Origin of the sequence: Levilactobacillus humaensis (assembly GCF_024345185.1) — a bacterium.
Lineage (GTDB): Bacteria > Bacillota > Bacilli > Lactobacillales > Lactobacillaceae > Levilactobacillus > Levilactobacillus humaensis.
This window is the reverse complement of record NZ_BROB01000016.1, coordinates 1-14,888: the sequence shown is the minus strand read 5'-3', so window position 1 is coordinate 14,888 and position 14,888 is coordinate 1. Positions and strand designations below refer to the sequence as shown.

The following is a 14,888-nucleotide window of genomic DNA, read 5'->3' as shown; positions in this document are numbered from 1 at the left end:
ATAATTAATTTAGATCGTTAATTCAGTTTACGTGAAAATTTGAACCGATTCAATCAATTGCCTTACTGCGGCTGATCCGCGGCTAAAAAGGCTTGAAAACGGCGATCGATCTCTCGTTGCCGGGAGCCTTCGGCTAAGCTTAAAGCCTGAGTAGCGGCCGTGATTTGGAGGTAGGCGAAGAGAATCTCACTCTGATCCTTGCCATAACGCGTGGCTAATTGTGTCGCAAACGCATAGCGATCAGCAGTAAGGAGTGGGGCAAAGGGACTTTGATAAGGACGACGATGTTTGGCCATTAGGGGTCACTTTCCTTCTTAAATATTTAGAATCAGATCTTTTACTTTACCCGCTTTGTGGCCAGAGTCAACGAAAGACATCCTTACGACTTTTTTAAACTTTCTTAAATAACCAGGAAAACAGCCCGATTGTCTGCCGATATGGTAAAATTAACATTGAACTGCACCCTGCTTGCACGGCGGGAAATTGATTACATAGAGAGGACTCAGATTACATATGCAAGAACGGATAAGAAAGCTTCACCACAACCGGATTTTTGCACTCGTATTCTGGCTAATCGTGGTCTTTGCGGCAATTGTTACCCTGCCAAACATCAAGACCATCATTCAATATGACGGTCAACCACAATTAGCAAATACGAGTCAGCCCGTAAAAGCATCCCAGATTAAGAACAATTGGGGACGCAACTTAGACGGGACCTACACCGTTAACGCGGTCTTCAACAATCCCGATGGTGTGCTGACGAATAAGCAATTGGCCTCGGTCAACAAGACCGTTTCCAATTTGCAACAGAAGTCGAGCTACTACGGCATCAAGAAGATTACTACGATGACCAACACGCCAACCAGTAAGCCACAACTCTTCTCCAAGGATAAATCCACGGAAATTGTGCAGCTGGCCGTTAGCCGGAACCAAGGCACGGTTCGCCAGATGGCCAGTCAACTGAAGTCGGCCGTCTCCACCGTTGGCCTCACGACCTACGTGACAAGTCCAGAAATTGTCAGTGACGCGGCCAACGAACATATTTCCTCGTTCACGCTCATTGTGATTCTCATGACGTTGCTGATTGCTTTAGTTGCGATGGGCATTCTCTTTGCCTCAGTGATTGCACCGATTATTACGTTCCTTGCCATTTTAATCAGTTATGTGACGACGCTTTCACTCGCAACCAACTTGGCCTACCACTGGAACTTCGCGTACTCCGAATACACGCCAATCTTCCTGTTAATGGGGATTAGCCTCTTCACGCTGTTGACCAGCTTCTGGTTCTACAGAGAATTACGCCAGTTAGTTGACGACGGGATGGAGAGTCAAGAAGCCACCTCGACGGTCATTTACAACTTGGGTTACCGGATTCTAATCAGTACCCTGAGCTTGACGATTGCCTTTGGTAGCCTCATGTTCTTTGACTTCTCATCTGTTCGGGCCCTCGGCATTCTCGGGATTGGCTTTGCCATCACTGGAATCGCCAGCCTGAGTCTTACCCCAATCTTCACCGGGATGCTTGGCGAAAGCCTCTTCTGGCCTAAGAAGACGCGGCCACAGCTCAAGGATCACCGTCTCTGGGGACACTTGGCTAAGTTCGGCCTCTGGCAACCTTGGATTGCCGTTGCTGCCGTCCTCTACCTGATCGTCCCTTTGACGGTCGGTCACCAACAGCTCAACTACAACAACACTCAGGATATTCCCAATAACCAAGCCGTGCAGGGTGCTCGGGTCTTAAGCGCGCACTTCGGTCAAGGGCAAGCCACTCCGGTAACGCTCTACATCCAATCGAACCAACGCCTAGACAATCAGAACCAATTATTCCAATTGGACAATTTAACCAAAAAACTCAAGGCGCAACCGGGTGTGGCTTCCGTCACCTCAGTAACGCAACCTGGTGGTCAACCAATCACCCAATATTACGTTTCTAACCAACTGACCTCCCTGAGTGAAAACCTCACAGGGATCGTTGGTCAACTGGGAACGGTCCGCAATGACTTGCAGTCCGACCAGTCCAACCTGAAACAAAAGACGTTGAATGCCGAAGTCAAACGTTTAAACACGTTGGCCGGTCAGACATCAACGTTGATGAGCGATAGCAGTTCTCTGCAAACCTCCCTCCAAGCGGCATTGAACCGTTCAAACGCTTCCGGGAGCAGCAAGACCTCTGCTCGAATCACCCAATACATTAACCAGTTAAACCAGGTTAATTCCGAATTAAACAGTGCGCTGAGTTCCTTGAGTAGCCTCTCTTCCGCGGTCAGCACCACCAATACCGACGTGACAACGGCTCACAGTAACCTCAGCAACTACGCTGCCTCTCTCAAAGCCGTTAACAAGAGCCTGAAGAGTTCGAAGAAGCAGGTTGCTTCAATGCAAAAGTCATTGAACCAGATTTACCTCTACCTCGGGGGCTTACAAACGTCCGAAGCAGCAAAGGCCCTCTACCTATCACCAGCTCAGATTTCCAGTGGCGATTTCCAACAGTCCCTGGTCAACTATACCGATGCTAAGGTTAAGACCACGTACCTGACCATCACTTTGAAGCAGGAACCAAACGCTAAGACGACAACGAAGACGCTCAAGCAATTGAAGCAAGTCGCTCAGAGTCAACTTCGCGGCACGTCCCTCTCCAAGGCAACGTTAACCTTTAGCGGCCAACCGGTCGTTGCCAGCACCATTCAATCACAATATCAACACGACTTACCACGGGTTCTCCTGCTCATTGCTGGAATTACCCTGTTACTCCTGATCCTCTTCAGCCGTTCCGTCCTGCAATCCAGCTACTGGTTCCTGACGTTTATCGCCTCGACCGCTGCTGGTTACCAACTGACGCAACTCCTGATGAAGTGGTTAACTGGAAACAATGAATTCAACTGGCAAGTGCCATTGTTGAGTTTCGTGCCACTGACGGTGTTGGCCGTCGTTGAACTCACGCAACTCGCACTGAGTTACCGGCTCAATGATGCCCCATTGTTAGACTGGTTACTCCCAGGTATCCATGAAGTGGGTCAAACCATGCGTCACTCGCTGTTTATCGTCATTGCTGGGGTCCTGGGGCTCTTGGCCGCGGAATCGCAGACATTAACCGCCGTGGCCCTGATTACCATCTTCACGGCGATCATCTTCAACCTGGCCTTACCACTGATGGCCTCCTCATTCGGGAAGCTGTCCGTGATTATCCCTGGACAAAAGCCAATTCAGTTCCGCCACAAGAAGCGTGCTGACCGGCCCGTCCCAGAAGATCATCAAGACCAAGATAAGTAAAAAAACTAATAACTTAAAAATCCCCGTAGCCAGAATATCTGGTTGCGGGGATTTCTTTTGCGATCATTTATTAATCTAAGCAGCGGTCTTAGCCGGCCCTTGACGATGAAACAGTCGCCAACCGGTAATGACAGTGGCAACCAGACAGATTGCCAGTGAGACCATAAATGCCACGTGCATCCCATCAATAAAAACTTGTGGTTGCTTTGGCAGGTAGGCTGTCACGCGATGCCCAGCATAGTGGCCCATCGCAGAGAACAGCACGGTCGTGGCCACGGAGATCCCGATAATCATCCCAAGTTCTCTGGCCAAGGCGTTGATGCCTCCGGCAACCCCAAGATCTTTCACTGGAACGGAACTCATGACAATCGTGTTATTTGGTGCCATGAAGATTCCGTTACCGAAACCAACCAGACCAATGAAGCCCATGAAGACCCACAGCGGTGTCGCTAGGCCGGCAAACATGTACCCCACTTGGCTAATTGAGATGAGAACTAAGCCGATAAACGTCAATAATTCTGGCCCAATCTTATCGGAAACCGCCCCGGCAATTGGCGCCACAACGACCTGCACAATTGGGAAAGTCATCAGCGCATAGCCAGCGTAGTTGGCCGCCATCCCCCGAGCATTTTCCAAGTAGAATGGTGAAATCACGTTAAAGAAGAAGTTGGCCACGAAGATTAAGAAGGCACAGAGAATACTGACAGCGAACCGTTTATTCTTAAAGAGTTTCAACGCCAGAATGGGATCATCGGCCTTGAGTTCCCACCGGACAAAGACCACAACTGCCACCAATCCGATGGCGAAGAGCCCCCAGATGACTGGTTGGTTGAACCCAATCTCTTGGCCCACGAAGACGCCGGCAAAAACACTCACCATGATGAGGCCGAATAATCCTGCACCCCGGCCGTCGATGGCGGCCTTGGTGACCGTAATATCTCGCGGTAGGATTCGTTGGCCAATCAACAAGGCCACAATCCCAATCGGCACGTTGATCCAGAAGATGTACCCCCAACTGAGATGGGCCAGGATGATGCCCCCAACTACAGGTCCGGCAATACTGCCAAGCGCCACGAAGGATCCAATCATCCCCAAGGCCCGTCCCCGTTCATTGAAGGGAAAGACTTCCGTGATAATCCCACTGTTCGTCGCCATAGTCATGGCGGCCCCGATAGCTTGAACGGCTCGGGCAATCAGTAGGAAGGGCAAGCCCACACTGAATCCACAGAGTAAGGACCCAATGGTAAACAACACGGACCCAATTTTAAAAATTCGAATCTTACCACGGGTATCCCCTAATTTTCCAAATAATAGCAATAATGCACAGATCGCGATCAGGTAAACGGACACGACCCACTCTGCTTGATTCATCGGAATCCTTAAATCTTGACTCATGACCGGTAACGCAATATTGACGATACTCCCGTCCAACGTCGACATAAATGTAAAGAGGCACACAGCGATGAGAATCCACCACCGGTGCTTTTGAATCTGCGGATCTGCCGCAAAGTTTTTCACTGCCATACTTATTCTCCCTTATCTAATCTCGTGAGTTGTTGCGTGATCCAGTCCAGTTGAACCTGGGTCTGCTGTTGTTGCAATTGATTCAATTGCAAGCCATCGGCCACATCCCCGGGAACCATATTCGGCTGATCGGAGAAGTAGTCGTGAACGTGTTGCCAATGGGCCAGTTGCTCCTGGGTGCAAGTTTGAAAGTCGGTCAACACCAATCGCCGGTCTGCTGGTGACAAGAGGTGTAACCCCATCATCTTAATCTGGAACCAGAGTTGGGTCTGTTTGTTACGCACGACGGGAATCACAATCAACTGGTGGAACTGGTCACGTCCCCGATCCGTGATTGCCACCCAGCGCTTTTGACGTTGACCCTCGGTCTTCTCGGTCAGGGTCACTTCCCCCGCCGCGGCCAACCGTTCGAGTAAGGGATAGAGGACGCCATAACTCATGGTTTGCTCCTGCCCCACTGCGGCCGCCAAAGCCTTACGAAGCTGATAGCCGGTCATGGCGTGATCCATGAGCTGGCCCAACACAAATAAATGATACATCACGCGAACACCTCAACTTTCGGAAACTTATTATAATATATCGGGACGATATATTCAACAATTAATTCTCATGAAAAAAAGACGACCGGACGTCGTCTTTCAGTCAATCTATTCCTCTGTTTCATCCGTTAAGCGCTGGGCCTCGGCGTTAGGTAACAACCGATAGGTTATCGGACCATCATCTGGGAGCAGCGCCATCAGCGTTTGCTGATCATCAAAGGCCCCCAGGTTCAGCGCCATCTGCCCATCGATGTTAGCCAGTCCCTGCAAGCCCGTTGAAATAAACCGGTGAATGTATTTAACCCGTTGCTCACGTGCCGTGGACTGATGTTCTGCGGCGGTCAGCGTAAATCCCATATCCAAGAAATGTTTCATCATGGATACCTTGATGAGGGTTTTGAACGTGTAGACCCGGGCCTGCTGTTCATCAGTCCGTTCCTGCGAAGTAATGAAGCCCTTCTTCTCCCAGTATCGCAGTTGCCGGGCTGAAACGCCGGTCATCGTCCCCAATTCCCCAATTCGAAAGACTAACCGGTGAAAATCAAAGGTTTCACGCACTTGTTTCGTAAATTCTGCCATCTGGATCTCAACCTCCCCTGTCAACTTAGTTACCATTCATGTTAGATTTTACCAATATTACGCGTTATTTTACAAGATTTCAGCAAAAGTAATGAATTGTTTAAGACATTTAACGGGCTTGCAACTTTCTTGTTACACGTTTGTCACATTACATTGGTAGGCTTGTAGTTGTAATAATTCATGAGGAGTTGTTTATAGGAATGAAGAAAGTTGTCAAAACGATTGCCGCTTTAGCCTTACTGGTTGTTGGTTTCTTCGCACTGACCATGTCCACTTCCACGACCGCTTCTGCTGCTTCAAACAAGTCATACAACCAAGTTTACAAAGTTGCTAAGTCGCATTTAGGTGCCCGTTACGTTTACGGTGCTACTGGTCCTTCCGCATTTGATTGCTCTGGGTTTACCAGCTACATCTACAAGAAGGGTGCTCAGACCACACTTCCTCGGACTGCTCAAGCCCAATACAACCATTACAAGCACGTGAGCTACAAGAACATCAAGAAGGGTGATTTGGTCTTCTTCGGTTGGAGTAAGGGTTCTATCTCTCACGTTGGGATGTACATTGGTAAAGGTAAGATGATCGATGCACAAAACCGTGGTGTGGTTCGCGAAGCTGTTCACGCCCCATGGTGGCACGCTGTTGGTTATGCTCGTGTGACGACTGACTAGTTTCAAGTTTCCTCATGAATGACTGAACGTTATAAATGAAGCGTCACCGGTAAGCAATTGGCTTACGGTGACGCTTTTCTGATCCCATAGAAAAACGCCCCACTCCCGATTACCGGTCAGTGGGACGTCTTATTAGGGCCATCTTAGGCACCATAACGCATGGTTTGATGCGTGATACCAGCCTCTTGAAAGGTTGTTCCAACGGGTTCAAACCCGAGTTCTTTGTAAAAATTGATCGCCGTTTCCTGCGCATCGAGCTCCACGCCCCGAACTTCGGAGTGCTGGGCATCACTGATAATTTGCTTAATCAAAGCGCCAGCATAACCGTGATGTCTAGCGGTCTTAACCGTGGCGACACGCTGAATCTTCACGCGATTACCTGCGAGCATATCAATTCTGGCCGTCGTCACGGGTTGGCCATCGACGTAGCCGACATAGTGCATCTTATCCTCGTCAGCGCCGTCTAACTCAATTTCAGGGTCAATCCCTTGTTCATCGATAAAGACCGCCTCACGGATTCCTAGCGCGTCCTCGTAGCAGGGCGTTGCGACACCCCAAGCATGTTTACACTCCATTAAGCCACCCTCACTTCTCATCTTTTTCGTTATAACTAAGTACGGTAATGCCATCGGCGGTCAAACGTAACTTGGTCAGACTCCCGTTAGCTGGCCGGACACTCAGGTCGTAGCGACCCTGGCCGTAACGTTCCATCAGACTCAAGAGCGTATTGCCATGGCTGATCAGAAGCACCTTGTCGCCGTCATGCACGGCTGGATTGGCCAAAATCGCCGCAAAGCCGCGGTCCACGCGCGTCCAATACTCCTGATTATCTTCCGCCTGATGGAAAGGATCGGCAGCCTTCAGGAAGTCCTTGGCCTGGCCAATCGAATATTTCTCTTCGATCGCCTTAAAGGTTGGCGTGCCATGGGGAGCACCGGCAACGTACCAGGCCTGTGCCATGTCCGTTCCCTCGTAATAGCCGTAAAACTCCTCACGAAATTCAGGTAACGCGGTCAGGTGAACTGCCGGTTGCGACTGATTGGCGGCTAAAATCATGCCAGCCGTCTGTTCGGCTCGCGTGGTATCGCTGCAATAGGCGGCCACAAAGGGCACAGCGGCTAACCGTTCTCCCGCGGCCTTAGCATCCGCAATTCCATTGTCCGTCAAAGGTGAATTACTCCACCCTTGCAATTTATTATAAATGTTAAAATAGGTCTGGCCGTGGCGAACCACGTAGAGCGTGACTTCCTTATCCATAACGCCTTCACACCTTTCATCACATCAGTTACTTCCGTTCTTAGCTCTATTCTACCAAAGATGTGGTCACCCGCGACAAGCATTTTAAGCGGCCTTAAACTTTTCCTAAAGTTGCCCTATTCCCCCCACCTTAGCTGAATTCTTTGCTAGGATGAACACCGGACCCTAGTGATCGCACCGCGACTCATCTATGGTAAACTGGAACTACTTTATTTAGACATGAAGGAGCGAAATATTTTGGAACGTCTCAAACAACTATGGGCCAGAACGGGAACCCGTATGGGCTTTGTCACCCTGATGGTCATCCTTTTTTGGTTAAAAACGCTGGTCGCCTACTTCGTTGACTTTAAGTTAAACTTGAGCGACCCGTTTCAATTTCTAATTGTGCTCCTCAATCCTATCGCGACGACCATCCTGTTGTTTGGTCTCGCTCTTTATTTTAAACGGGCCCGTTTCTTCTACCCGTTTCTCTTTCTGATTGATATTCTCAATACCCTATTACTCTACATCAATGTCATCTACTTCCGGGAATTCACGGACTTCATGACCGTGAGCACGATGCTGGGCTATTCCAAGGTTGACCAAGGACTCTCCGGGAGTTCGCTGGCCCTGACCTCCCCTCATGACATCCTGTACTGGCTGGACCTGGTTGTCATCTTGGTTCTTCTGGCCGTCCGGCGAATTCGCATCGACCCTCGACCGGTAAACAAGCGCGTCGGCCTGGCCGTCACCTCGGTCGCTTTTCTAGCCTTCACGGTAAACCTGTCGCTGGGTGAAATGGACCGTCCGCAACTCCTGACGCGGACCTTCGATCGGACCTACGTGGTCAAGTACCTCGGGCTGGATGCCTTCACTGTTTACGACGGTATCAAGTCCGGACATACTAGCGAGATGCGGGCGAACGCCAAGAAATCCGAACTCGATGGCATCCTTAAATACATCCATAAAAATTATGCGGCTCCGGATAAACAACTCTACGGGGTGGCCAAAAAGAAAAACGTCATCATCATTCACTTGGAAAGTTTCCAACAGTTCCTAATTAACAAGAAGGTTAACGGCCAAGAGGTCACGCCGTTTTTGAACAAGCTCTACAAGAGCAAGTCGACCTATGCCTTTGACAACTTCTTCCATGAAGTCGGTCAAGGTAAGACCTCTGATGCCGAAACGATGCTGGAGACCGGGACCTATGGCCTGCCGCAAGGATCGTTGTTCACCCAATTAGGGAATGACAACACCTTCCAGGCGGCCCCTGCCATCTTCGATCAGGCTGGTTACTCAACGGCTGTCTTCCACGGAAACGTCGGGAGTTTCTGGAATCGAAATAACACCTACAAAAACTTAGGTTATCAATACTTCTTCGACGCCAGCTACTACGATACTTCGGGTGACAAGTCCTTGGGTTATGGTTTGAAGGATAAGCTCCTCTTCAATGACTCGGTCAAATACCTCGAGCATTTACAACAACCGTTCTACGTGAAGTACCTGACCGTCAGCAATCACTTCCCATTCACTCTGGATAGTGAAGATTCTTCCTTCAAGACGCCAGATACTGGGGATAAGACGGTGGATAACTACTTCAAGACCGCCAACTACCTCGACCAATCCATCAAAGAATTCTACGCTTACCTGAACAAGTCTGGTTTAGCTAAGAACTCCATCGTGATGATTTACGGGGACCACTACGGGATTTCTAACTCGTCGAATAAGAATCTGGCCAAGGTCCTGGGCGTCAATCCCGACGACTGGAACGACTACGACAATGCGCAGCTCCAACGCGTCCCCCTCATGTTCAACATGCCTGGGTACAAACACGGGAAGGTTGAACACACCTATGGTGGTGAAGTCGATGTCTTGCCAACGTTGCTCCATTTGATGGGGATGAGTTCTAAACAGTACCTACAATTTGGGACCGACCTCTTCTCTAAGGAACACAACCAGGTCGTGGCCTTCCGTAACCGTGACTGGATCAGCCCAGACTACACGTCCATCGACGGCACGATTTACAGCAACAAGACGCAACAGGAGATCCATCCAACCGGTAAGCTCAAGGAAAAGTTGGAAAAGATGCAGGATAAGGTCAACCAAGGCCTGTCCGATTCCGACTCATTGAACCAAAAGAATCTCTTGCGGTTCTACAATCCTAAGGGCTTCAAGGCAGTAGACCCTTCTGATTACAACTACGCTAACGGCCTCACCAAGGCCGAGAAACTCGAGAAGTCACTGGGACTCAAGTCAACCAGTATCTTCTCCAGAGACGGCGACAAGTCGACTCAGGACCTTTACCGCACGGATGCTCCGGAACTGAACCATAAGGAAACTGATTCTAACCGGATCAAGATTACGAATCAGGATGATACTAGCGGCAAGTAAGAGAGTGCGCGCACAGGCGGTTAGTCAGTGAGCATTAACGGCGATAGCCAGACAATCCCGAACTTGGATTGTTTGGCTATCGGTGTTAAGCGGAGCTGACTGCCTGGGCGCACACGTTTCGACAATGTAAACTTCCCCGCACACGCCAAAAGGTGGCCTGCTAGCAGCAGCGCCACCTTTTCTATTACCTCAATCTCCACAAGCACCAAAAGAAGCTGACCAATCCCACAAGGGTTAATTGGTCAGCTTCCTTTAATTTTTAAGCTTTTATCAGGACTGTTTAGGTGCCAGGGAGGTACTATGAATAGGACCCCGGCGATCCGGAAATTCACGATCCATGATGGCTTGAACAGCTAGCGGCGCCTCACCATAGCCCACGGCAATCAAAGGTTGCTTGCCGGGATACGTGGCACCATCCCCAATGGCATAAATGCCGGGAACGCTGGTCATCATTTGGCGGTCAACGGTAATCACGTGTCGGTCCTGTTCGAAGTCCACGTCCCAGGCATCTAACGCCCGGTGGTCGGCAATGAAGCCATAACTGACCACAACGTCATCAACGACCTGCTCTAGCGGTTCACCGTCGCCGCCCACGGGCTTCAAGGTCACGGCAATCTCACCAGTTGGCGTGCTGGCCAGGGCTTTGATCAGATACGGCGTCACCACCTGAACACTGGAGGCATGCAACCGGTCCACCATGTGCGGAAGCCCTCTGAATTGGGCACGACGGTGAATCAGCGTGACCGATTCAGCTACCGTTGCTAACATCAAAGCCTCGTCGATCGCCGCATCCCCGCCACCGGCAATCAAGACGCGCCGATCGCGGAACCGTTCCAGGTCACGAACACTGTAGAAAAGGTGCTGCCCCGTGAGTTCGGCGGCGCCTGGAACCTTGAGTGGCCGCGGGGTAAATGCTCCGTTACCGACGGCGACAATCACCGCTTTGGTCTGGCTGGTTCCTTTGGGGGTCGTCACCAGAAATCCTGTTTCATTCGGGATGACGTTATTGACTGCCTCACCGGTCTTCAAGGTTAATGGAAATTGCGTTAACTGGTCCTGCTGGGCACGAATCAGATCCTTACCGGTGATGCTCGGCACCCCAGCAATATCTAAAATCGTTTTCTCCGGGTACAAGGCATTCACCTGACCACCCAACTCGCTCAGGCTTTCAATAACCTGGGTGTGGGCGTTGTGCATGCCGGCATAGAAGGCCGCAAACATGCCGACCGGTCCCCCACCAATAATTGTGATATCAAAGTTTTCGATCAATTCTCTTCACTCCATTTCGACGCCTTTAAAGGAGGTCTTACTCTTGAAACATCGTCGTGGCCTCATTATCTTTCTCACAACTTGTCTGACCCTGGGTGTCTTGGGCTGGGCCTGGCAGGCACGCCAACGATCCTTAACCAACCTGCGCGTCCCGCAAACCCACACCGCCACCCTTTTTCTACCGGGGAATAGTGGTGGTTGGTTGTCCCTGCGTGGGATGGTCACCAGTCTCGACCGGCCCCATCTTGGGCATTACAGCCTAACGGCACGCGTGACAAATGACGGTCAGGTCAGCTGGCAGCAACATGCCCCCATCACAACGAATACGCTGATCCCCGTGCTCTTTAAAGATAACACGCACTCCCGCAAAGAAGCTCGGCAACTCGTGACTGTCCTGCAACAGCTCCATAATCGCTATGGCATTACCCACGTTAATATGGTTGGGCATTCCTCTGGCGGTACCATTGCCTATGATTATTTGAACCAGGCCCAACACGCGCCAGTCACGGTCTCACGCCTCGTCTGTATCGGCGCCGACTTTCCAGGTCGCCAACCACTCAAGCAGGCGGAACCTCAACTCCACATTTTAAACCTGGCTGGAGCTATTGGTAGCCTCGATAACGACAGTGAGGTGCCCATAGACACCGTCACACCCCTGAAACGCCTCGTAGCCGGACAAGTAGCCAGCTACCGCTTTCAAGAGCTTAGAGGGCCTGTCTGGCAGATGCAGCACTCCCTGCTTCATGAGAATCCGGCAATCGACCGAATCATGATTCGCTTCCTCTATCCACCGAGTTGACTATTCTTTAGGATGCGTTGCCCCTGTAAGGTCCGGGCCTCACGCAATCCCGCATTGATGAGAACGAAAATGGCCAGCCAACCAATAGCAATCAAGACCCACTGTTGTAGGTAGAGAATATCTAGAACGTTAAAGGGCGCATTCCAATCCCAACCGGCGTGTAGCGCGATCGCCAGTAGGTAAAACCTAAGGAACTTGGGGGCAACCATATTGCTCCCAGTAACAGGCTGATGTCGCTCCTTAGCCAAAATGATGGCAGCTCCCATAATTGCTGACCAGATTGTATGGGTTCCAATGGCTTGCCAACTTCGCATGAGCAACGTCACTAACCCATACTGGCCGGTATATCCTGCGGTTTCGAAGACGGCAAATCCAGCCCCAATCGCGGCGCCAATGAGGAGACCGTTGAAGATATAATTTAATTTAAATCGATTGACAAAATAAGCAATAATCAACATCTTGGCCGTTTCCTCAATAAAGCCAACAATGACGGCCGACTCCCACGAGGTCCCATTTCCAGATGGAATCAAGGAGTAGAGAATCATTGTCGCCACCAGAGATAGGATACCGCCGACTAAGAAAACCGTCATCAGTTGGTAAACGGAAATGTTCCGGAAGACGTTAATTTCAAAGAACATGATCAGCAGTGAGAATGGCACCGTCAATGACCCAATGAAGATCATCCCGGGTACGGCATTATTACTCCGGAATCCCAGGAATAACAGCGCTAGTAGCACGAAGCTGACCCCTAGGACGCCAAAGACTCGTGAAAATAACCAAGGCTTGACGGGTGCCGCCGAAACGGCCTCCAACGATGGTGTGGTTGTTCGGGTTCCGACGATAAACAACGACTCCGCGTCGTCCAGATCATGATGCTTAAATACGGCGGAAAACATCGAAAATAAATGAATTTCCACAACTTTATTTTCTCCAGTCCACTCATTCATCTCTTTGGTTGCATCATCTAGTAAATGATTGTGGTACTCGAAATGCCGTTTAACCGGCTTTACTGACTCTTTATCAGCCATACACAGTCCCCCCTAAACGGTTTAGGCGTGTTGCAAGTCGTTTCTTAAACCTGAGTCCTATCTTACCCTGAACGACGAATCGCTTCAACATCTGATGGTTCGGAGGTTGCTAAATGTAAACAGTTACATTATAGTTGTAGTAGGCGACCCGCCAACTATAGCTGAAAGAGGAGATAAATATATCATGGCAAAACGCAAAATGATTTTAGACCTAGATACTGGGATTGACGATTCACTCGCAATCGCATATGCATTAGGTGCTCCAGATGTAGACTTAATTGGGATTATTGGTTCCTATGGGAACGTTGTTGTTGAAGCCGGTGGCCAAAACTCTTTGAAGATTTTGGAATTACTCGGCCACACTGACATTCCTGTCTACCTGGGCGAAAGCCATTCTTCAACTAGTGATCACTTTGACCGCATGCAAGTTAGTGCCGACATCCACGGTGAAAATGGGATTGGTCAAGTCGAATTGCCTGAACCAAAGCGCTCTATCGAAAAAGAATCTGGTGTCGACTTCTTAATCGAAGCTGCCCACAAATATGGTAAGGACTTAACCTTAGTTCCTACTGGTCCAATGACCAACTTAGCTGCTGCCCTCAAGAAGGCTCCTGAAATCGCCAATGAAATTGGGAACATGACCTTCATGGGTGGTGCCTTAACTGTTCCTGGTAACGTGACGGCCTATGCTGAAGCCAACATCAACCAAGATGCTGAAGCTGCTAACGCCGTATTGACCAGCCCAATGCACTCAACCATGGTTGGTTTGGACGTTACCTTACGGACCCTCTTAACCAAGAAGGAAACCCAACAATGGCGTGACTTAGGTACCGAAGCCGGTGAAAAGTTTGCCGACATCGTGGACTACTACATCCAAGCTTACGTTGACGTTAACGACAACCTTGGTGGCTGTGCTTTGCATGACCCACTCGCCGTTGGTGTTGCCCTTGACCCTAGCTTCGTCACGACCATTGACTTAAACATGGTGGTTAACTACAACAAGGAAACTTACGGCCGGACTATCGGTGACGATAACCGTCTGAACGAACCTACCAACGTCAAAGTTTCTGTTGCCGTTGATAAGGACCGTTACTTGAAGACCTTCATGGAATACTTAACCGCATTATTCAAAAAGAACTAAATTTTTAACTTTTTTAGAGAAGTCATGCCGCGGAGCATGGCTTCTTTTTTTGTCACAGGTTTTTCGTTCAATCGGCAACCGTGGCAGTACTTGTCGCCTTACCGGCCGGTAGCTAGGGGCTGGAACGGTGCGAACACAACTTGAAGCCTCGAAGCTCACGAGTCTCCAAGCTTGGTTTTCTCCTAAGCCAGTGAGAAGATCACTCACTGACTAAGGAGAACGACGCGCCTGAGCCCCTATCTACCGGCCTCACGGCTTAGATGGAAGCACCAAAATGATACCTAACGATGCCAAACAAACTGGTCACAACGAAACTGGAAAAACAGATCGGCGGTAGTCCCTCAATGGGTAACAAAATTTTTAATTCACGGGAGATTGTAAAATATAACCGAACACTTGTAGACAAAAAAGCCCATAGAGGCCTTTAATAGAATTACCACAACA

Annotated in this window: 13 protein-coding genes; 5 read left to right on the top strand and 8 right to left on the bottom strand. The window is 49.8% G+C overall.

Features of this window, described 5'->3' with window-relative positions; genetic code table 11:
* Positions 1 to 62: 62 nt before the first annotated feature.
* Positions 63 to 296 carry a hypothetical protein gene (locus tag OCU14_RS06310; RefSeq protein WP_261810281.1) on the bottom strand — a complete coding sequence of 78 codons (234 nt, stop codon included), beginning with the start codon at positions 294 to 296 and terminating at the stop codon, positions 63 to 65.
* 217 nt (positions 297 to 513) lie between these two features.
* Between OCU14_RS06310 and OCU14_RS06305 the strand changes: the two genes are divergently transcribed.
* A complete protein-coding gene (locus tag OCU14_RS06305; RefSeq protein ID WP_261810280.1) occupies positions 514 to 3,270 on the top strand; it encodes an MMPL family transporter in 2,757 nt (918 codons plus the stop codon).
* 75 nt (positions 3,271 to 3,345) lie between these two features.
* Here OCU14_RS06305 and OCU14_RS06300 read toward each other — a convergent pair whose 3' ends face one another.
* The 3 genes from OCU14_RS06300 to OCU14_RS06290 all read right to left on the bottom strand — a co-directional run bounded on the left by OCU14_RS06300 (position 3,346) and on the right by OCU14_RS06290 (position 5,912).
* Entirely contained in the window at positions 3,346 to 4,794 is a 1,449-nt protein-coding gene (locus tag OCU14_RS06300) for an MFS transporter (RefSeq protein ID WP_261810279.1), read from the bottom strand.
* Between the two features lie 2 nt (positions 4,795 to 4,796).
* Complete coding sequence (locus OCU14_RS06295) at positions 4,797 to 5,333, bottom strand: PadR family transcriptional regulator (RefSeq protein ID WP_261810328.1); 537 nt, start codon at positions 5,331 to 5,333, stop codon at positions 4,797 to 4,799.
* Between the two features lie 108 nt (positions 5,334 to 5,441).
* On the bottom strand, positions 5,442 to 5,912 hold the full coding sequence (locus tag OCU14_RS06290; protein ID WP_261810278.1) for a MerR family transcriptional regulator: 471 nt from the start codon (positions 5,910 to 5,912) through the stop codon (positions 5,442 to 5,444).
* A 200-nt stretch (positions 5,913 to 6,112) separates the two neighbouring features.
* Between OCU14_RS06290 and OCU14_RS06285 the strand changes: the two genes are divergently transcribed.
* Positions 6,113 to 6,580 (top strand): C40 family peptidase, encoded by a 468-nt coding sequence (locus tag OCU14_RS06285; protein ID WP_261810277.1) that lies wholly within the window; start codon positions 6,113 to 6,115, stop codon positions 6,578 to 6,580.
* Between the two features lie 143 nt (positions 6,581 to 6,723).
* Here OCU14_RS06285 and OCU14_RS06280 read toward each other — a convergent pair whose 3' ends face one another.
* Both OCU14_RS06280 and OCU14_RS06275 read right to left on the bottom strand, forming a co-directional pair.
* Positions 6,724 to 7,155, bottom strand: coding sequence for a GNAT family N-acetyltransferase (locus tag OCU14_RS06280; protein ID WP_261810276.1), 432 nt, complete (start codon positions 7,153 to 7,155; stop codon positions 6,724 to 6,726).
* Positions 7,156 to 7,165: 10 nt separating this feature from the next.
* On the bottom strand, positions 7,166 to 7,837 hold the full coding sequence (locus tag OCU14_RS06275; RefSeq protein ID WP_261810275.1) for a histidine phosphatase family protein: 672 nt from the start codon (positions 7,835 to 7,837) through the stop codon (positions 7,166 to 7,168).
* Between the two features lie 237 nt (positions 7,838 to 8,074).
* Between OCU14_RS06275 and OCU14_RS06270 the strand changes: the two genes are divergently transcribed.
* Positions 8,075 to 10,207 (top strand): LTA synthase family protein, encoded by a 2,133-nt coding sequence (locus OCU14_RS06270; protein ID WP_507762965.1) that lies wholly within the window; start codon positions 8,075 to 8,077, stop codon positions 10,205 to 10,207.
* Between the two features lie 270 nt (positions 10,208 to 10,477).
* Here OCU14_RS06270 and OCU14_RS06265 read toward each other — a convergent pair whose 3' ends face one another.
* On the bottom strand, positions 10,478 to 11,476 hold the full coding sequence (locus tag OCU14_RS06265; protein ID WP_261810274.1) for an NAD(P)/FAD-dependent oxidoreductase: 999 nt from the start codon (positions 11,474 to 11,476) through the stop codon (positions 10,478 to 10,480).
* Between the two features lie 43 nt (positions 11,477 to 11,519).
* On the opposite strand from OCU14_RS06265, the gene OCU14_RS06260 reads away from it, so the two are divergent.
* Entirely contained in the window at positions 11,520 to 12,275 is a 756-nt protein-coding gene (locus OCU14_RS06260; RefSeq protein ID WP_261810273.1) for an alpha/beta fold hydrolase, read from the top strand.
* On the opposite strand, the gene OCU14_RS06255 is transcribed toward OCU14_RS06260, so the two are convergent.
* Complete coding sequence (locus OCU14_RS06255) at positions 12,260 to 13,303, bottom strand: PrsW family intramembrane metalloprotease (RefSeq protein WP_261810272.1); 1,044 nt, start codon at positions 13,301 to 13,303, stop codon at positions 12,260 to 12,262. The two genes, OCU14_RS06260 and OCU14_RS06255, sit on opposite strands and share 16 nt — an antisense overlap.
* Before the next feature lie 184 nt (positions 13,304 to 13,487).
* Between OCU14_RS06255 and OCU14_RS06250 the strand changes: the two genes are divergently transcribed.
* Positions 13,488 to 14,444, top strand: a complete 957-nt coding sequence (locus OCU14_RS06250; RefSeq protein WP_057878481.1) for a nucleoside hydrolase — start codon at positions 13,488 to 13,490, stop codon at positions 14,442 to 14,444.
* The last annotated feature ends 444 nt before the right edge of the window (positions 14,445 to 14,888 follow it).